Below are 19,163 nucleotides of genomic sequence, written 5' to 3'. Positions count from 1 at the left end.
TGGCTTCGGCCGGCTTCTCGGCTTCGGTGATCGATCGTTGGCCGGAAATGGCGTGGCCGGACACGTCGCCCTCCCCCGAAGGCGGCGTGCCCGGCCACATCCCCCGGCGCCGGACCATGGACAGCAGCGTCCGTGCGCGTCAGCGGATCCGTGCCGTCACCAGCACATGACCGCTGTCTCCCCCGATCCCCAGTTGGCATAGAGACGCACTCGGACGACATACCGGCGGCCCTTGACGAGGCGGGCCCGGACGGTGGCGTTGTGCGGGGTGCCGCCGTCGTCCTCGGCGGTCATGTAGCGGGGTTCCCCGTCCCGTTCCTCGAAGACCACCACGACGGCGTCGCTGTCACCGAAGGTGCCCAGCGTGTATGTGCGGGTCTCCGGCGGCTCGACGACGAAGTCGGCCTGCTCCGCCGGTCCGAGCCGCAGCGGCACCGAACGGAACGGCACCAGCTCGCGCGGGCCCGCCGTCCCGGCCGGCGGGTACCAGCGCAGGACGAACTCCTTGTCGGCCTTGGACAGCACGCCGGGCGGGTTCAGGCCCGCGCGGAACTGCTCGGGCTCCAGGATCAGCCCCGCCGAGAAGGGGTACTCCATGATCGAGTGCGGGTCCCAGACGGAGCCGTTGACCTCGTCCGGGTCGAGCTTGCGCAGGATGTTGAAGAACGTCCTGTCCCGGCTCCAGTAGTTCGGCGGGCCCGCCAGATCGGTGTACACGGCCTCGTCGTCCCAGTGGATCCCGGCGAACGGGCTCTGGTGCTCGTGCAGCATGCCGAGCGCGTGCCCGATCTCGTGCAGGGCCGTGCCGCGCTCCCCGGGCACGGTCAGGTCCCAGCCGAAGTTCATGGTGCGCTCGTTGAGCCCGACCCCGAGCGCGTCCTTGCCGATGTGCGACCAGGAGCCGTCGCCCAGCTGGAACCCGACGCGCAGCTCGGCCTCCGACCGCTCGCCCACCTCCACGAACGACACCCCGATGCCGAGGTCCTGCCACTCCTGGAAGCACTCGCGCACGACGTCCCGCTGCTCCTTGCCGCCGACCCACGGGACATGCCCGCTCCGGCCGGTGCCCGGGTCGGGGATCACGGACCCGTCGCCGTCCCGGTCGAAGAAGTAGTAGTGCAGCACCGTGCCGTTGACCCACATCCGGCTTCCGCCGATGAGCGCACGCAGCCGCTCGGCGGCCAGTCCCGGCGCGAACGCGGGGACCGACTGCTGCGCGAGGGAGCAGTACCGTGCGGTCATGCGAACAGGGTGCCGTCGACCCGCCCCGGGCGCCTGAGTCGAGGGCTACTCAAGTACCCCTGTATCAAGGGTGAGTCACCGTGCTCCTACTCCCGTGACGACTTTCGAACGGGACCCGAAGACCCTGGACACGCCCTGGCCCTTCACCGGCCGGGCGGACGAACTCGACCTGGTCCGCGGGTCCCTGACCGCCGGTCGCAACGGCATCGTGATCACCGGCCCGGCGGGCTGCGGCAAGACCCGCCTCGTCACCGAGGCCGTCCGCGGCGGCGACTGCGCCAGGGTGGTCGGCACCCCACAGACCCGCGGGATCCGCTTCGCCGCGTTCGCGCACCTCGTCCCCGAGCAGGCCTCCCTGCACGGCGCCTTCCAGCACCTGTCCGGCGTACGGCTGCTTCTGGTCGACGACGCGCATCTGCTCGACGACGCCTCCGCCGCCCTCGTCCACCAGCTGGCCGTGCACGGACGCACACGCCTCCTGGTCGTCACCAGCGACGGCGCCCCCGTCCCGGTCGCGGTCTCCCGGCTGTGGACCGGCGACCTCCTGCCCCGCCTCACCCTGGAGCCCCTGCCCCGCGAGGAGACCGGCCTGCTGCTGGCCGGCGGAACCGGCGGCGACGGCCTCGAACCGCTCACCGTGAAACGGCTGCACCGCCTGTGCCGCGGAGACCTGCGGCTGCTGCGCGACCTGGTGGCCGGGGCGCGCGAGCGCGGGCTCCTCACCCGCCTTCCGGACTCGGACGAGTGGGAGTGGCGCGGCCCCGTGCCGGTCACCACGGCCGTACGCGAGCGCACCGCACACGTCCTCGACCGCGGCTGCCCCGACGAGCGCGAGACCCTCGCACGCCTCGCCTTCGCCGAGCCGCTGCCCCTGCACCTGGACGAGCTGCCGCTGCGCGCCCTGGAACACCTGGAGGCCGACTCCCTGGTCCACGTCGACGACCAGGGCGCCGTCCGCCTCGCCCACCCCCTGCACGGCCCGGTGCTGCGGGCCGCGGCCGGCCGGCTGCGGGCGAGGCGGCTGTCCCCGACGCCGGACCAGTACGGCCCCGCCCTCGACGCCGAGCGGGCCGAGCTGACCCGCCGCATCGAGGCGGCGGACGTACGGGCCATGCCGACGCCCGTGGGGGAGTGGCTGGTCGGGGAGGGCACGCCGGTGCCGGCCGGATACGCGGCCGTGCGCGCCCGGTTCGCGCGGCTGCGCGGGGAGCTGCGGGAAGCGGCGGCATGGGCGCGCGAGGGGCTGCGGGAGCGCGGTGACGATCCGTCCTGCCGCCTCGAACTCGCCCTCGCCGCGGCGCAGTCCGGCGACACGCCGGCCGCGCACACGATCCTGGGTGGCCGCTCCCACGGGGGTGGGGCGGTCACCCGGCCGGCAACGGCCCGCGGCGCCGCCGACGGGGGCGACGAGGACGACGGGGACGACGAGGCTCTCACCGACGACGCGTACGACGCCGTCCGCCTCGGCGCCCCCGGGCGTGCCGCGGGCCGGCTGACCGGTGTCTTCGCCGCGCACGCCGACGCGCTCGACCGCGCTGACGGACACGCGCTGGACCGGGTGGCCGGTGAACTGGAGGAGCGCGGCTTCCTGCTGTTCGCCGCCGAGGCGCACGCCCAGGCCGTACGGGCCCACCGCGACCCGAGCGCCGCGCGCACCTCACGCACGCGTGCCGTCACCCTGGCCCGCCGCTGCCAGGGCGCCCGCACCCCCGCGCTCTCCGGGCTCGTCCTCGGTGAACTGACCGCCCGGCAACGGCAGATCGTCGACCTGGCGGCCGCGGGCCTGAGCAACCGGCAGATCGCCGAGCGGCTCACCCTGTCCGTCCGCACCGTCGGCAACCACCTGTACAGCGCCTACGCCCGCCTCGGCGCCAGCGACCGGGGCGCCCTGCCATGGCTGGTGGCACTGCCGGACACCCGGTCGGCGTAAGGGAGTCGGACCTCCTGCCGCGGTCTCAGGCCGCGCCGAACGCGGAGAACGCCCACCCCGTCGCCTGGTGCAGCGCGTCGCCCGGCAGCGCCGCCCGCGCGTCGCGCAGTGCCTCCGCCAGGGACAGCCCCTCGCTCAGCCCCTTGTGCAGCGCGAGCATCAGCGGCACCACCGCGGCGTCGTTGACCGGCGCCGTGCACGCCACCACCCCCGCCGTGCCCAGCGGCAGCAGGGCGGTGACCAGGCCGAGCAGTTCGTCGGCGCCGACGGAGGCGAACCGGGCGGTGTCGCAGCAGGACAGGATGATCCGGTACGGGCTGCGGTCAAGGCGTTCGAAGTCGTGCACGACGATCGGCCCGTCCGCCATCCGCAGCGACGAGAACAACGGACTGTCCGCCCGGAACGTGCCGTGGGCGGCGATATGGGCCAGCGCGGCACCGTCCAGCTCCTCCAGCACCCGCGGCACGCGCGCGTCGGCGTGCTCCAGGACGACAGCACCGCCGTACCGCCAGGCCAGGTGCGGCACCTCCGCCCCGCCCGTCGCCAGACCCGGCCCCCGCACCAGCACCTGCCGGCCGCCCGACGGCGCCTCGGTCTCCCGGGCACGCAGCCAACTGCTCGCCGACGGCGACACGCTGAGCACCCGCTCCCGCAGCGACGGCAGCAACGCCCACGGCACCCGGTGCAGCCGGGCAGGCGGCACGATGACGACCGGCCCTTCACCCAGATGGGCCGCGGCCGGACCGAGCAGCAGCTTCTCCAGACACCGCCCCGCGGCCTCCACCACCGCGAGCCGCCCCTCCGCACCCGGGTGGGCCAGCCGCCGCAGCCCGGCCTGGACATGCTCGGCCTCGGTCTCCGCGTCGGCCAGCAGCCCGGCCTCGTACCGCCGCACCCGCCCCTGCCCGCACAGCAGCACCTGCACCCGCCCGTCCAGCACCGCCAGTTCGACCAGACGTACGTCGTCCTCGCCCAGCCGCTCCAGCAGCCGGCCCGGGTCGAAGCGGTAGCCGTCGCCGGGCGCGTCGCCGCGCAGGTGCAGGGTCCGGGCGCGGATCTCCCGCTCCAGGCGCCGCTGTTCACGCTCCAGCGTCAGAATCGGCCGGTCCTCGCTGCGGGCCTCCTCGGCACGCGCCGCGATCTCCCGGAACGCCGTCAAGTCGCTCTGGAGCCCCGGGTCGGCCGGCGGGCGGGTCGGCGGGGTCGACAGCGCGGTGGCCCGCCAGCGCTCGCTCCACACCAGCAGCCGACGCGGACTGCCGGAGTCGAGGCTGGCCTGCTGGGCCAGCGCGGCGAGTTCGGCGCCCTGCGCGGTCGCGCGTGCCCTCAGCTCCGAGGCGCCCAGCGTCATCCGGTGCGCGTCGAGCACGTCCAGGCCACGCCGGCAGGCCTCCACGACACCGCGCCCCGAGCCGGCCGCCCGCGCCCGCAGCGCCTGCGCCGCCCAGCCCGTCATCCGCGCCAGCGGCGGCCCGCTGTGTCTGCTGCGGGCGGCGTCGCGCAGATGCCGCTCGGCGTCGGCCCGCCAGCCCAGGGCCAGCGCCATCCGGCCCGCGAGCAGCGAGGCCTCCGGCGCGGCCGGCGCGCCGAAGGAGGCCAGCCGCTCCGCGACCGCCGCCGTGTCGGCCACGAGCCGCCCCGAACTGCGACCGGCCGCCACCCGCGCCTCGATCAGCACCAGCCGGGCATGCGTCTCCCACCAGCTGCGCCGCTGCCCGGCGAACAGCCGTACGGCCATGTCGGCGCGCGCGATGGCCGTGTGCGCGTCACCCGCCAGCCGGGCGGCCCGCGCGGCGGCCAGCAGCAGCTCGGCCTTGCGGGTGGACTGACCGCCGATGCCGTCGAGCACCCCGATCGCCGCGTCCGCCTCGGCCAGTGCCTCCGGGGCCAGGCCCGCGGCCATCAGCACCTCGCAGCGGCGGATGTTCAGCATGAACGTCGGCGTGCCGAGCTTCGCGTACCGCTCCTCCGCCTCGTCCAGCAGCCGCAGCGCCGCCGGGATGTCGCCCGACCGGAACGCGGCCAGCCCCCGGCTCTCCACCGCGTCGGCCTTGTCGTGCTCCTGGCCCGTGGTGTCCCACAGCGCCTCAGCGGCGGTGAAGTCGGCGTCCGCCCGGTCCACCGCACCGAGCGCCAGGTGCACGGTCGCGCGCAGCGTCAGCGCCCGCGCCGTCCAGATCACGTCGTCCATCTGCCGCAGCACGGGTATCGCCCGGCGCACGTCCTCCAGCGCCTCCCGGTGCTGGCCCAGCACCCAGCGGGCGTAGGCCCGGCGGAACAACACGCGCGCGCGGGTGTGCCCGCTGCCCCGCTCGACCCCGCGCTCCAGCGCGGCCAGCCCCTGCTGGGTGCGGCCCGCGTGCACCAGCGCGACACCGAGCGCGGCCAGGACGTCCGCCTCCCGGTCGGCCGACTCCGCGCGGGCCGCGAGATCCCGGGCACGCCGCAGGTGGTACAGGGCGATGCGCATGTCGCCCCAGTCCCGCTGCCAGATGCCGATCACCTGATGGGCGACGGAGGCGTGCAACGGCGACGGATCGGCGTCGAGCACCCCTTCCGCCCTCGCCAGCGCGTCGTTCGGGGCGGCGAACACCATCGGCAGCAGTTCGAGAACCGAGTCGCTTCCCGCTGTCACTCCACGGATGGTAGTTGCAGCGGAACCGTGCCACACCGGTTTGGCGCTGTATCAATCGGCGACCGCACGGCTCTGACTGACGAAAGCCGCCTCAGGGGGAGGACCCGCCATGGCACCACAGCGATTCCACGAGCAGTTCGAGCAGATCCAGCGCTCCATGCCCGACGTCCCCCTCGCGATGGGACCGGACGACTCCGCCGAGTTCATCTACGAGAAGGGCTACGTGCTGGTCCGCGACGGCGAGGACGCCCGCGTCGTGGAGGACACCGTGCGCGCGCACTTCACCGCCGACCCCGACCTGGTCCAGGACCATGTGCGCCGCGCGGGCCCGCGGACCAACCGCTCGGGCATCACCCGGATCCAGGTCGGCGACCCCGGCACGGGCGACCGCGCCGGCGACCCGACGGTCGCGCACGCCCTGCGCGCCCTGCGGGAGACCGAGGGCCGGGCCGGACGACGGCTCGTCAGCCGCAACCACCTCGTGGGGATCACCGGGGGCGTCAACTCCTGTCCCGGCGACGAACCCGCGCCCGCCACGCTCGCCGACGGCACCAACCCCACGGCGGCCGAGGGCGCCCACGACCCGGGCAGCGCCGTCGGCGTCCTCGTCATCGACACCGGCCTCATGCACGACTACCGCTCCTTCCCGCTGCTCGCCCACACCGAGGGCGACTTCCAGGTCCAGGAGTGCGACGAGCAGGGCGTGCTCCGGCAGTACGTCGGTCATGGCACCTTCATCGCCGGGCTCGTCGCCGCCGTCGCGCCCAACACCGACATCACGGTCCGCAACACCCTGCAGGACGTGGGCGCCATTCTGGAGTCCGAGTTCGGCGAGAAGCTCTTCGAGGCCGTCGACGCGGGCGGCTGGCCCGACATCCTCAGCCTCTCCGCCGGCACCTCCAACGGCCGCACCGACGGCCTGCTCGGCGTGGAGGCCTTCATGCGGGAACTGCGCGACCAGCGCACCCTGCTCGTCGCGGCGGCCGGAAACAACGGCAGCGCCACGCCGTTCTGGCCCGCCGCCTACGCCGACCTGCCCGACTACCAGGACGTCGTGCTGTCCGTCGGAGCGCTGCGCGGCGACGGCGAGTTCGGCGCCTGCTTCAGCAACCACGGCGGCTGGGTGAAGGTGTACGCGCCCGGCGAGCGCCTCACCAGCGCACTCACCGGCTTCGATGGGCCCGTGCCGTACGTGTACCAGCACTCCACCTACGAGGCCTGCCGCTACGGCTTCGGCTACTCCTGCACCTGCCTGTCGCCGCGGCACACCGGCGTGTTGAGCGAGTCGGGGGCCGTCGCCGAGCCCGACCAGGTGATGTTCGAGGGCTACGCCCAGTGGAGCGGCACCTCCTTCGCCACGCCCCTCGTCGCCGGGATGATCGCCGCCCACATGAGCGCGCAGGCGGAGCGCGACCCGCGGGTCGCCCGGTACAAGATGCTCGCCGCGAACTCCGGGTACGCGGAGGTACGGGGGGCGCATGTGCCGGCCCTTCGCCCCCCGACCTGGCGCCCTGTCTCCGTCACACCGCTGGCTCCTCGCTCATGAGGGTCGGAACCGTCCCCTCCGCGGCGTACGATGACTTGCCGTACACGAGGGGTGGGACTGTGGACCGTGCAGATGTCGGTGCGTTGGTCCAGTCCGCCGTCGACGGTGACGCGGCGGCCTGGAAGGCGCTGGTGGAAGGGCTGAGCCCACTGGTGTGGTCCGTCGTGCGCGCGCACCGGCTGGGGGACGCCGACGCCCACGAGGTGTACCAGACGGTCTGGTTCCGCTTCGCCCAGCACCTCGGGCGGATCCGCGAACCCGAGAAGGCCGGGTCATGGCTCGCCAGCACCGCACGGCACGAGTGCCTGAAGGTGCTCAAGAGCATGCGGCGGCTGACCGTGACCAGCGATCCGCAGCTGCTGGACCGGGTCAGCGAGGACCGGACGCCCGAACAGTCGGTCCTGGACTCCGAGGAGGCCGCCGCCGAGTCCGAGCGCATTCGCTGGATGTGGCAGGAGTTCGAGGAACTCGGGGAGCGCTGCCGCCAGTTGCTGCGCGTCCTGATGGCCTCGCCGCCGCCCAGCTACCAGGAGGTGTCCGCCGCACTGGGCATCGCCGTGGGCAGCATCGGGCCGCTGCGCCAGCGCTGTCTGCGCCGCCTTCGGGCCCGACTCGACGCACGGGGAGCGCTGTGAACGACGACATGCACGACGAAGCGACGGGCGAGGAGCCCTTCGGCGACGACGGGTTCGACGTGGAACTGCTGGAGGAGGAGCTCCGCCAGGCCGCCGCCATCCTGGACCCCGTACCGGCCCAGCTGCGGCAGCTCGCCGTCGAGGCCTTCGCGTTGCACGACCTGGACACCCGGATCGCCGAGCTGACCTTCGACTCGGTGGTCGACGCCATTCCGGTCAGGGGAGCCACGGACGTGCCGCGGATGCTGACCTTCCGCGCGGGCGAGGTGACCGTCGACGTGGAGGTGACCGCGCAGGGCCTGATGGGGCAGGTGCTGCCGCCGCAGCAGGCCAGGATCGAGGTGCTGAGCGGCCCGCAGACGGCCGTTCCGGTCGTCGCCGACGACATGGGCCGCTTCACCAGCGACGCACCGCCGGGCGGCCCGTTCGCCCTGCGGCTGCGGACCGGCGGCGAGGTCGTCGTCACGGAGTGGCTGCGGGCCTGAACCCGCGGGTCAGGGGGAGACGGCGTCCACCAGCGCCGCGAGCGCCTTCGCGAGCCGGGTGAGTCCGGAACCGGCCGGACCACCCGGCTCCGCCATGTACGTGTCCCTGCGGATCTCGATCATCAGGGCGCTGACGCGCGGCTCCTTGCCGTAGTACTCCAGCGGCACGTACGTACCGCTGAACGGGCTGTCGAGCCCTGTCTCCCCGCACTCGGCGAACGCCTCCCGGGCGGCGGCGAGCAGGGCGGGCGGGGTGTGGAAGGAGTCGGTCCCCAGGCAGACCGCGGGCCGAGGGCCCGCGCCGTGCAGTTCGTAGGGGAGCGGGGCGGTCGGGTAGGAGTGGACGTCGATGATCACGGCCCGGCCGGTGCCGGCGAGACGGTCGGCCACGGCGTCCGTCATGACCTTCGCGTACGGCCGGAAGTACCGCTCGACAAGCGGGGCGGGGTCGGTGTCGGCGGGCCGCAACGGCTCCTTGTGCGTGGTCCGGGTGTAGACGGCACCCATGCCCACGGCCAGCATCTCCTCCCGCTCGTCCGGGAACCGCTCCGGGTCGACGACCAGCCGGGACAGCCGGTTCACGAACCGCCATGGGGGGCGATGCGCTGACTTGGCCGACGTCTCCGCGAGGTCGGCGGTGTGCGCGTCGACGATGTGGTCCAGCTCGCGTTCCAGGGCGGTGTCGTCCAGGACGATGCCGGTGCGTACGTCGGGTGGTATCTCGCGTGAGGAGTGCGGTATGTGCAGGATCACCGGCGAATCGGGCGCGCCGGGGAGCAGTTCGAATGAGGGCATCACGGTTACTCCGGGGCGTTGTCGGTCGTGTGCTGCGCTGTTGGGGCTCCCCTCATATGGCTCCGCCCCGACCGGTTCACACAACCGGTCGGGGCGGAGCCTCAGTCAGCGAAGTCGCGTCAGCTCAGGGACGCCAGCGCCTCGTTCCAGGTGGCGGACGGGCGCATGACCGCGGCGGCCTTGGCCGGGTCGGGCTGGTAGTAGCCGCCGATCTCGGCCGGCTTGCCCTGGACGGCGTTCAGCTCGTCGACGATCTTCTGCTCGTTGGCCGCGAGCGTCTCGGCGAGCGGGGCGAAGGCCTTCGCCAGGTCCGCGTCGTCGGTCTGCGCAGCCAGCTCCTGCGCCCAGTACAGGGACAGGTAGAAGTGGCTGCCGCGGTTGTCGATGCCGCCGACGCGACGGGTCGGGGACTTGTCCTCGTTGAGGAAGGTCGCCGTGGCGCGGTCGAGGGTGTCGGCGAGGACCTTCGCACGGGCGTTGCCGGTCGCGGTCGCGTACTGCTCCAGGGACGGCACCAGGGCGAAGAACTCACCGAGGGAGTCCCAGCGCAGGTAGTCCTCCTTGACCAGCTGCTGGACGTGCTTCGGCGCGGAACCGCCGGCACCCGTCTCGAACAGGCCGCCGCCCGCCATCAGCGGGACGACCGACAGCATCTTGGCGCTGGTGCCCAGCTCCAGGATGGGGAAGAGGTCGGTGAGGTAGTCGCGCAGGACGTTGCCCGTGACCGAGATCGTGTTCTCGCCGCGGCGGATGCGCTCCACCGACAGCTTGGTCGCCTCGACCGGCGCGAGGATCCGGATGTCCAGGCCCTCGGTGTCGTGCTCCGGCAGGTAGGCGTTGACCTTGGCGATCAGGTTGGCGTCGTGCGCGCGGGTCTCGTCCAGCCAGAAGACGGCCGGGTCGCCGGTGGCGCGGGCGCGGGTGACGGCCAGCTTCACCCAGTCCTTGATCGGCGCGTCCTTGGTCTGGCAGGCACGGAAGATGTCGCCCTCGGCGACCGGCTGCTCGATGACGACGTTCCCGGCCTGGTCGACCAGACGGACCGTACCGGCTGCCTTGATCTCGAAGGTCTTGTCGTGGGAGCCGTACTCCTCGGCCTTCTGCGCCATCAGGCCGACGTTCGGGACCGAGCCCATCGTCGACGGGTCGTAGGCGCCGTTGGCACGGCAGTCGTCGACGACGACCTGGTACACGCCGGCGTAGGAGGAGTCCGGCAGCACCGCGAGGGTGTCGGCCTCCTGGCCGTCCGGGCCCCACATGTGACCGGAGGTGCGGATCATGGCCGGCATCGAGGCGTCGACGATCACGTCGGACGGCACGTGCAGGTTGGTGATGCCGCGGTCGGAGTCGACCATGGCCAGCTCCGGGCCCTCGGCGAGCTCGGCCTCGAAGGACGCCTTGATCTCGGCGCCGTTCGGCAGCGCGTCCAGGCCCTTGAGGATGCCGCCCAGACCGTCGTTCGGGGACAGACCGGCGGCGGCGAGCGCCTGGCCGTACTTCTCGAAGGTCTGCGGGAAGAAGGCGCGCACCACGTGACCGAAGACGATCGGGTCGGAGACCTTCATCATCGTGGCCTTGAGGTGCACGGAGAACAGCACGCCGTCGGCCTTGGCCTGGGCGATCTGCGCCGTCAGGAACTCGCGCAGCGCGGCGACGCGCATCACGGAGGCGTCGACGACCTCGCCGGCCAGGACCGGTACGGACTCGCGCAGGACGGTGGTGGTGCCGTCCGCGGCGACGTGCTCGATCTTCAGCGCGCCGGCCTCGGAGATCACGGCGGACTTCTCGGTGGAGCGGAAGTCGTTCTGACCCATGGTCGCCACGTTCGTCTTGGACTCGGAGGTCCAGGCGCCCATGCGGTGCGGGTGGGTCTTGGCGTAGTTCTTGACCGAGGCGGGGGCGCGCCGGTCGGAGTTGCCCTCACGCAGGACCGGGTTCACCGCGGAGCCCTTGACCTTGTCGTAGCGGGCCTGGATCTCCCGCTCCTCGTCCGTCTTGGGGTCGTCCGGGTAGTTCGGCAGCGCGTAGCCCTGGCCCTGGAGCTCGGCGATGGCCGCCTTGAGCTGCGGGATCGACGCCGAGATGTTCGGCAGCTTGATGATGTTGGCCTCGGGCGTCTTCGCGAGCTCACCGAGCTCGGCGAGGGCGTCCGGGATGCGCTGGTCCTCGGCCAGGTACTCCGGGAACACCGCGATGATGCGGCCGGCCAGCGAGATGTCACGCGTCTCCACGGTGACACCCGCCTGCGAGGCGTACGCCTGGACCACCGGCAGGAAGGAATACGTCGCCAGGGCCGGGGCCTCGTCAGTGTGCGTATAGATGATGGTCGAGTCAGTCACCGGGTGCTCCGCTCCACGTCTGCAACATTGCTCGACATCAAGATATCTCGTGATCGACCTCGGCTCGACAGGGGTCCGCACACCGGTGCGGTATGTCTGCCGAGATAGCGAATCCGCGCAAACGGATGCGGGGCCTCCGCGCAACCGGATCAGGTGACCGAACAGTCATGTAGGGCGATCAACACCGATCCGGAGGCCGGCCCTGACCACCCGGCCGCCCCAGCGAAAGCGGACCATGAGATATCGCAGCAGAGTGACGGCCCCCGCGGCCGCCCTGATCGGCACGGCGGCGGCCCTCGCCGCCGCTCCCTCCGCCCTCGCGGCACCGACGCGCACGGGGACGTCGGCCGCCAAGACCTCCGGCACGCCGGGCTCCGAGACCCTCGGTGACAGCGTCTACCCGGCCCTCGGCAATGACGGCTACCGCGTCTCGGCCTACCACCTCGACTTCTCCTACGACGCCACGACCCGCCTGGTCGACGCCACCGTCACCCTGAGGATCCGCACCACCCAGGCCCTGTCCCGCTTCTCCCTCGACTCCCTCGGCCTCGACATCCGCTCCGTCCGCGTCGGTGGCCGCATGGCGACGTACGAGCAGGTGGCCGAGAAGCTGCGCATCACGCCCGCACGGACGCTGCCGAACAGGTCCTGGGTGACTGTGTGCGTCGAGTACTCGACGGACCCGCGCCGTATTCCGCAGCCGCTCACCGGGTGGGTCGACACGCTGGACGGGTTCGCGGTCTGCTGCCAGCCGAACCTGGCCCACACCGTCTTCCCGTGCAACGACCACCCCTCCGACAAGGCCGACTTCACGTTCCGCATAACCGTCCCGGGCGGTCTGCGCGGTGTGGCCACCGGCCTGCTCGAACGCACCGAGAGCCTCTCCGGCGGCCGTACCGCGTACACGTACCGCTCCCGCGAGCCCATGGCCACCGAGCTGGTGCAGATCACGGTCGGCGACTACGTGATCAAGGACCGGCAGGGCCCGCACGGCCTCCCGCTGCGCGACGTCGTCCCGGTCGCGCGCGCCGCGGCACTGGAACCGGCGCTCGCGCTGACGCCGAACCTGGTCGAGTGGCTGGAGGCGCGGCTCGGGGCCTACCCCTTCGAGACGTACGGCCTGCTGCCCTGCAACTCCGACGCCCCGAACGCCTTCGACTTCACGGGCCTGGAGACGCAGACCCTGACCATCTACAAGCCGAACTATCTGCTCCAGGAGGAGTCGAAGATCGGCTCGCACATGATGCATGAGCTGGTCCACTCCTACTTCGGCAACAGCGTCAGCCCCGCCGGCTGGGCCGACCTGTGGATCAACGAGGGTCACGCCGACTTCTACGGGCTGCTGTACCGCTACGAGCGCGGCTGGGCCGACTCCCTGGGTCTCACCACCATGGAAGCCCGGATGAAGGACACCCACGCCAAGGGCGACCAGTGGCGCTGGGACTCGGGTCCGGTCGCGGCGCCCAACGCGGTGAACCTCTTCGACAGCCAGCGCTATCTGGGCGGCGTCCTGGTGCTGTACGCGCTGCGCAACCTCGTCGGCGAGCAGGCCTTCAACGCCCTTGAGCAGGCCTTCCTCGACCGGTACCGCAACTCCTCGGCGTCGACGGCCGACTACATCGCCGTCGCCTCGGAGGTCTCCGGTCAGGATCTGACCGGATTCCTCCAGGACTGGCTGTACGGCACGAAGACGCCGCGGATGCCGGGGCACCCGGACTGGACGGTCACGCCGGTGAACCCGGCGCCCGCCGCGCCGCACAGCCGTAGGCGCAGCCGCTCCCACGACAACTCGGCCACCCTGTAGGACGGTTCGGGCAGGTCAGTCGAGGCGGACGGGGGGCATCTCGTCCGCCTCTTCGGGCCCGCGCTGCTGCGGGATCGACACCGTGCCCTGCTGGATCGCCACCGTCCGCGTGGGCGCCGGGATGCGGATGCCCTCCAGGCGGTAGCGCTTGTGCAGGCGCTTGATGAACTCGTGCTTGATCCGGTACTGGTCGCTGAACTCACCGACGCCCAGGATGACCGTGAAACCGATCCGGGAGTCGCCGAAGGTGTGGAAGCGGATGATCGGCTCGTGGTCCGGGAGGGCGCCCTCGACCCCGGTCATCACCTCGCCGATGACCTCGTTCGTCACCCGCTCCACGTGGTCCAGGTCGCTGTCGTAGGCGACGCCGACCTGGACCAGGATCGTCAGCTCCTGCTCGGGACGCATGAAGTTGGTCATGTTCGTCTTCGCGAGCTCCCCGTTGGGGATGACGATCAGGTTGTTGGAGAGCGCGCGCACGGTCGTCTGGCGCCAGTTGATGTCCTCGACGTAGCCCTCCTCGCCGCTGCTCAGCCGGATGTAGTCGCCGGGCTGGACCGTCTTGGAGGCGAGGATGTGGATGCCCGCGAAGAGGTTCGCGAGCGTGTCCTGCAGGGCGAGCGCGACCGCCAGACCGCCGACACCCAGGGCGGTGAGCAGAGGCGCTATCGAGATGCCCAGCGTCTGCAGCACCACCAGGAAGCCGATGGCCAGGATCAGGATCCGGGTGATGTTGACGAAGATCGTGGCCGACCCGGCGACACCGGGCCGGGACTGGGTGACCGTCCGCATCAGCCCGGCGATCCCGCGGGCCACCGCCAGCGTCACGACGAAGATCAGCAGCACGGTCAGGATCTGGTTGACGTTGTGCTGGACCGTCCGGGTCAGCGGCAGCGCCGCTCCCGCGGAGGCCGCGCCGCCGAGGAAGGCCGCCCACGGCACCACGGTCCGCAAGGTGTCCACGATCAGGTCGTCGCCGCTCCAGCGGGTGCGGTCGGCGTGCTTGCCCAGCCAACGCAGCAGCATCCGCAGCAGGAAGGCGGCGAGCAGCCCCGCGGCCACCGCGATCCCGGCGACGACCAGGTCGTCCACGGTGAGCGCCCGGTTCACCGGTCACCTCCGGAAACAAAGGCTGCGGCGAATTCCTTCGCCGACGGCCGGATGTGAAGTCTCGTCACGTTGTCACCTGCTCGATTCCGCGATGTGCCGTCGCGCCGGCCACCCCATCCCCCGAGACCGGCGCGAGGGCTCATCCTGCCGTATCGGGTACACGTGTTCGTGTCGGGATCGTCGGCCGGACGGACCGCATCGATCGCTTTCGGGCATTCTCCCTCGGACAACCGCTTCCCCGGAGGGCCGAACGGCCGCACGCCGGGGGTCGACCGATGCGCGACCGCGGCACACGGGGTCGCACACCGGCCAACCGCGCGCCCGGCTCACGCGGACCCGCAGCAGCCCCCGGCGATGCTGCCACCGCGCTCTCCTGACCCCCGCCTCCTCGTCACATGTCCGTGAACGAACCATGCCGCCCGGCGCCGGAGGCGAAACGGGCCGCACCCTCCAGGCTCTCGGCCAGCACGCCCATCCCGTGGGAGAGTTCACCGCGCAGCGCCGCCGCCTCGTCGAGCCCGTCCTGCTCCAGCACCGAGCCCCGGTCGGCGCGCAGACAGGCCTGCGGGAACCGCGCGATCGTGGCGGCCAGCTTCTCCGCCTCGGCGCGGGCGCGTCCGGTCGGCACCACGCGGTTGGCGAGGCCGATGTCGCGGGCCTCGCTCGCGGGCACCGCCCGGCCGGTCAGGATCATGTCGAGCGCGCGGCTCGTGCCGATCAGCCGGGGCAGCCGTACCGTGCCGCCGTCGATCAGCGGCACGCCCCAGCGGCGGCAGAACACCCCGAAGACGGCGTCCTCCTCGGCGACCCGCAGCACCACAGGGCCAGTTCCAGGCCACCGGCCACGGCATGCCCGGAGACCGCCGCGATCACCGGCTTCGACAGGCGCAGCCGGGTCGGCCCCATCGGCCCGTCGCCCTCCTCGGTGACCCGGTTGCCCCGCTCGGTGCCGAGCGCCTTGAGGTCGGCTCCCGCGCAGAACGTGCCGCCCTCACCCCACAGCACCGCCACCCGCGCCTCGTCGTCGTCCTCGAACTGGCGGAAGGCGGCGACGAGTTCGGCGGCGGTGGGGCCGTCGACCGCGTTGCGGACCTCGGGCCGGGAGAGGACGACGGTGCTGACGTGTCCCTGGCGCTCGACACGGACCGGCATGGCGGGGCCCCTTTCGGTGGGTCGGACCCCGCACGTTACTGACCGGTCACATGACCTTCCACCGGAGCCGGCGGCTCGGATCACCGTCCACCGGAATCCGCCGCTCAGATCACCGTCCACCGGAGCCGGCGGCTCGGATCACCGCCCGCCCGAATCCGCCGCTCGGATCACCGTCCACCGGAACCGGCCGCTCGGATCACCGCCCACCCGAATCCGCCGCTCAGATCACCGTCCACCGGAGCCGGCCGCTCGGATCACCGTCCACCGGAATTCGCCGCTCGGATCACCGTCCACCGAAACCGGCCGCTCGGATCACCGCCCGCCCGAACCCGCCCCTCAGATCACCTTCCACCGCACCAGCGCACCCAGCGTCAACGCCCCCGGCAGCAGCGGCAGCCACACCGTGATGATCCGGTACGCCAGCACCACCGCCGTCGCCACCGCCACCGGGCCGCCAGCCGCCACCAGCGCCAGGACCAGCGCCGCCTCCACCGAGCCGATCCCGCCCGGCGTGGGCACGAGGGCGACGGCGACGGTCGCCGCGAGGTACGCGAGCGCCATGTGGGCCGGCGGCACGTCCAGCCCCAGTGCGAGGCCGACCAGGACCAGCCCGGCCGCCTGAAGCACCGGAAAGGCCAGGGAGCCGCCCCACAACGCCAGCGCCCGCGAGGGCCGGGTGTGGACCGAGCGCGCCTCGCCCAGCGCGGTCCGCAGGAACGACAACACGGCGGTGCGCAGCCGGCGTACGAGCGCGAAGACGGCCCCGACCACGAGCGCCGCCGCACCGATGACCAGCAGCAGCGGACCCAAGGCGCCGTCCGGAAGGAGCGGCCCGAGCCGCAGGGCGTGCGGGAAGGCGATGAGCAGCGCGGCCAGCAGGCCGACCCGGGCCACGCTCTCCGCGAGCAGATACAGCGCCAGCGCCGCCGAGGAACGGGCGAGCGGCAGCCCGCACACCGTCATGAAACGCAGATTGACCGCGCTCGCGCCGAGCCCGGTGGGCAGCAGATGGTTGGCCGAGCCCGCCGCGAACTGCGTGACGAGCAGCCGCAGCCGGGGCAGCCGGTCGACCACGGCGCCCTGCCGGGTCACCGCCGCCGCCACCCAGGTCAGACAGGTGGCGCAGGCCGCCGCGAGGAGCCAGGGCCACTTGGCCGTCGCCAGATGGCCGATGCCCTCGGCGAGCACGGCCCGGTGCCGCACCGCGACCACGACGACGAGGACGAGCGGGAGCAGGCACAGTATCCGGCGCAGCGGGAGCCGCCTGGCCAGGCGTCCCGCGGAAAGTCGTACGGCTGTCACATTCGGAGAGGTTCCCCACGCCGTGCCAACGGCGGGTTGCGGCCGTGGGGACGGCGCCTTACGGACCGGCTGCGGACGGCTGCCGGTCTTCGCGAAGCCGTCCATACGGCGGGGCGGACGGGCCTCGACAGGAAAAGGGGCCTCGGCAGGAAAAGGATTGACCTCAACGTCGCTTGAGGTTCTACGGTCCCCTCCATGAGCATGGAGACCACAGCCTGGACACAGCTGTACAGCGTCATGAACGCCCAGCGGGAGCGGCGCCCGTTCGCCCGCGCCACGCTGCGCCGCATCGGCGCGTTCGCCCGCCCGCACCGCCGCAGGATCGCGCTCTTCGTCGTGCTCGGGATGATGACCGCGTTGCTCGCCGTCGCCACCCCCGTACTCGCCGGACATGTCGTCGACGCGATCGTGACGGGGGACGACGAGGGCACCGTCGTCCGCCTCGCCCTGCTGATCGCCCTGATCGCGCTCGCCGAGGCAGCCCTCGGGATCCTCGCCCGGCGGCTGTCGGCCACCCTCGGCGAGGGACTGATCCTCGATCTGCGGACGGCTGTGTTCGATCATGTGCAGCGCATGCCGGTCGCGTTCTTCACACGTACTCGTACGGGAGCGCTCGTCTCCCGTCTCAACAACGACGTGATCGGCGCGCAGCGCGCCTTCAGCAACACCCTGTCCGGCGTGGTCAGCAACCTCGTCACCCTGCTGCTCACGGTCGCCGTCATGCTCACCCTGTCCTGGCAGATCACCCTGCTCGCCCTCGTCCTGCTGCCGGTGTTCGTCTTCCCGGCCCGGCGCATGGGCCACCGCATGGCCAGGATGCAGCGGGAGGCCGCCGGCCTCAACGCGGCCATGGGGACCCGGATGACCGAGCGCTTCTCGGCCCCCGGCGCCACCCTCGTCAAGCTCTTCGGGCGCCCGGAGGAGGAGTCGGAGGAGTTCGCGAGCCGGGCCAGGCGGGTGGCGGAGATCGGCGTACGCACCGCCACCGCCCAGTCGTTGTTCATCACCGCGCTCACCCTGGTGTCCGCCCTGGCGCTCGCCCTGGTCTACGGCCTCGGCGGCTGGTTCGCCCTGCGCGGCACGCTGGAACCGGGCGCCGTCGTCTCGCTGGCCCTGCTGCTGACCCGTATGTACGCGCCGCTCACCGCGCTGGCCGGCGCCCGCGTCGAGGTCATGAGCGCCCTCGTCAGCTTCGAGCGGGTCTTCGAGGTCCTCGACCTCAAGCCGCTGATCGAGGAGAAGCCGGACGCGAGGAAGGTCCCGGACGGCCCGGTGGCGGTGGAGTTCGACGACGTCCGCTTCGGCTACCCGTCCGCCGACAAGGTCTCCCTCGCCTCCCTGGAGGAGGTCGCGACCCTCGACACCCGCGGCGGCGCCGAGGTGCTGCACGGCATCTCGTTCCGCGCCGAACCAGGACAGACCGTCGCCCTGGTCGGCTCGTCCGGCGCGGGCAAGTCGACCGTCGCCCAGTTGCTGCCGCGTCTCTACGACGTCGACGAGGGCGCCGTGCGCGTGGGCGGCGTGGACGTGCGTGACCTGAGCGCCGAGTCGCTGCGCTCCACCCTCGGCATGGTCACCCAGGACGGCCACCTCTTCCACGACACCGTCCGCGCCAACCTGCTGCTGGCCCGCCCCACCGCCACCGACACCGAACTCTGGGACGCCCTGCGCCGCTCCCGCCTCGACGCTCTCGTACGGTCCCTGCCCGACGGTCTTGACACCGTGGTCGGCGAGCGCGGCTACCGGCTCTCCGGCGGCGAACGCCAGCGCATGACCATCGCCCGGCTGCTGCTCGCCCGCCAACGCGTCGTCATCCTCGACGAGGCCACCGCCCACCTCGACAACACCTCGGAGGCCGCCGTCCAGGAGGCCCTCACCGAGGCCCTGGAGGGCAGGACCGCTGTCGTGATCGCCCACCGGCTGTCCACCGTGCGGGCGGCGGACCTGATCCTGGTCGTCGAGGCCGGCCAGATCGTCGAACGCGGCACGCACGACGTGCTGCTGGCGGCCGGGGGGCGTTATGCGGAGCTGTACCGGACGCAGTTCGAGCAGGGGCCCGGTGGGATGGCGGAGGTCGCGGCGGAGGTCGCGGCGGCGGGTGAGGCGGCGGGTGAGGTGGCGGGGAAGGTGGCGGGGGAGGCCGCGTAACGAGCCGCGGACGGCGCACGGCCGGGATTCGGCCAACGTC

At 72.5% G+C, this 19,163-nt stretch carries 12 protein-coding genes and 1 pseudogene; 6 read left to right on the top strand and 7 right to left on the bottom strand.

Features of this window, described 5'->3' with window-relative positions; all coding sequences use genetic code 11:
* Positions 1-156 precede the first annotated feature (156 nt).
* Entirely contained in the window at positions 157-1,242 is a 1,086-nt protein-coding gene (gene absR1, locus AQJ67_RS01525; protein ID WP_062716124.1) for a beta-glucuronidase AbsR1, read from the bottom strand.
* A 94-nt stretch (positions 1,243-1,336) separates the two neighbouring features.
* On the opposite strand from absR1, the gene AQJ67_RS01520 reads away from it, so the two are divergent.
* Positions 1,337-3,172 carry a LuxR family transcriptional regulator AbsR2 gene (locus tag AQJ67_RS01520; protein WP_062716123.1) on the top strand — a complete coding sequence of 612 codons (1,836 nt, stop codon included), beginning with the start codon at positions 1,337-1,339 and terminating at the stop codon, positions 3,170-3,172.
* Positions 3,173-3,197: 25 nt separating this feature from the next.
* Here AQJ67_RS01520 and AQJ67_RS01515 read toward each other — a convergent pair whose 3' ends face one another.
* Complete coding sequence (locus tag AQJ67_RS01515; RefSeq protein ID WP_062716122.1) at positions 3,198-5,768, bottom strand: CHAT domain-containing protein; 2,571 nt, start codon at positions 5,766-5,768, stop codon at positions 3,198-3,200.
* A gap of 148 nt (positions 5,769-5,916) precedes the next feature.
* On the opposite strand from AQJ67_RS01515, the gene AQJ67_RS01510 reads away from it, so the two are divergent.
* Genes AQJ67_RS01510 through AQJ67_RS01500 form a run of 3 tightly spaced genes read left to right on the top strand, consistent with a single transcriptional unit; the run spans position 5,917 to position 8,473 of the window.
* Positions 5,917-7,353 carry a S8/S53 family peptidase gene (locus AQJ67_RS01510; protein ID WP_062716121.1) on the top strand — a complete coding sequence of 479 codons (1,437 nt, stop codon included), beginning with the start codon at positions 5,917-5,919 and terminating at the stop codon, positions 7,351-7,353.
* 59 nt (positions 7,354-7,412) lie between these two features.
* Positions 7,413-7,988, top strand: a complete 576-nt coding sequence (locus AQJ67_RS01505) for an RNA polymerase sigma factor (RefSeq protein ID WP_062716120.1) — start codon at positions 7,413-7,415, stop codon at positions 7,986-7,988.
* Between the two features lie 8 nt (positions 7,989-7,996).
* A complete protein-coding gene (locus tag AQJ67_RS01500; protein ID WP_062716748.1) occupies positions 7,997-8,473 on the top strand; it encodes a hypothetical protein in 477 nt (158 codons plus the stop codon).
* Positions 8,474-8,482: 9 nt separating this feature from the next.
* Here AQJ67_RS01500 and AQJ67_RS01495 read toward each other — a convergent pair whose 3' ends face one another.
* Complete coding sequence (locus AQJ67_RS01495; RefSeq protein WP_062716119.1) at positions 8,483-9,268, bottom strand: N-formylglutamate amidohydrolase; 786 nt, start codon at positions 9,266-9,268, stop codon at positions 8,483-8,485.
* A 119-nt stretch (positions 9,269-9,387) separates the two neighbouring features.
* A complete protein-coding gene (locus AQJ67_RS01490; RefSeq protein ID WP_062716118.1) occupies positions 9,388-11,607 on the bottom strand; it encodes an NADP-dependent isocitrate dehydrogenase in 2,220 nt (739 codons plus the stop codon).
* Between the two features lie 235 nt (positions 11,608-11,842).
* Between AQJ67_RS01490 and AQJ67_RS01485 the strand changes: the two genes are divergently transcribed.
* Positions 11,843-13,411 (top strand): M1 family metallopeptidase, encoded by a 1,569-nt coding sequence (locus tag AQJ67_RS01485; protein ID WP_062716117.1) that lies wholly within the window; start codon positions 11,843-11,845, stop codon positions 13,409-13,411.
* 15 nt (positions 13,412-13,426) lie between these two features.
* Here the strand turns inward: AQJ67_RS01485 and AQJ67_RS01480 are convergent, their stop codons facing one another.
* The 3 genes and pseudogenes from AQJ67_RS01480 to AQJ67_RS01470 form a co-directional block, all read right to left on the bottom strand.
* Positions 13,427-14,521 (bottom strand): mechanosensitive ion channel family protein, encoded by a 1,095-nt coding sequence (locus AQJ67_RS01480; RefSeq protein WP_062716116.1) that lies wholly within the window; start codon positions 14,519-14,521, stop codon positions 13,427-13,429.
* A 391-nt stretch (positions 14,522-14,912) separates the two neighbouring features.
* Positions 14,913-15,673: pseudogene (locus AQJ67_RS01475) on the bottom strand (crotonase/enoyl-CoA hydratase family protein).
* A gap of 336 nt (positions 15,674-16,009) precedes the next feature.
* Positions 16,010-16,975, bottom strand: a complete 966-nt coding sequence (locus AQJ67_RS01470; protein WP_079055716.1) for a lysylphosphatidylglycerol synthase transmembrane domain-containing protein — start codon at positions 16,973-16,975, stop codon at positions 16,010-16,012.
* Positions 16,976-17,170: 195 nt separating this feature from the next.
* On the opposite strand from AQJ67_RS01470, the gene AQJ67_RS01465 reads away from it, so the two are divergent.
* Positions 17,171-19,123: an ABC transporter ATP-binding protein gene (locus AQJ67_RS01465; RefSeq protein ID WP_079055715.1), complete on the top strand. Its 1,953-nt coding sequence runs from the start codon at positions 17,171-17,173 to the stop codon at positions 19,121-19,123.
* The last annotated feature ends 40 nt before the right edge of the window (positions 19,124-19,163 follow it).

Source organism: Streptomyces caeruleatus, assembly GCF_001514235.1.
GTDB classification, from domain to species: Bacteria; Actinomycetota; Actinomycetes; order Streptomycetales; family Streptomycetaceae; genus Streptomyces; species Streptomyces caeruleatus.
The sequence above is the reverse complement of the archived record's forward strand: the minus strand, read 5'-3'. Positions and strand labels throughout refer to the sequence as shown.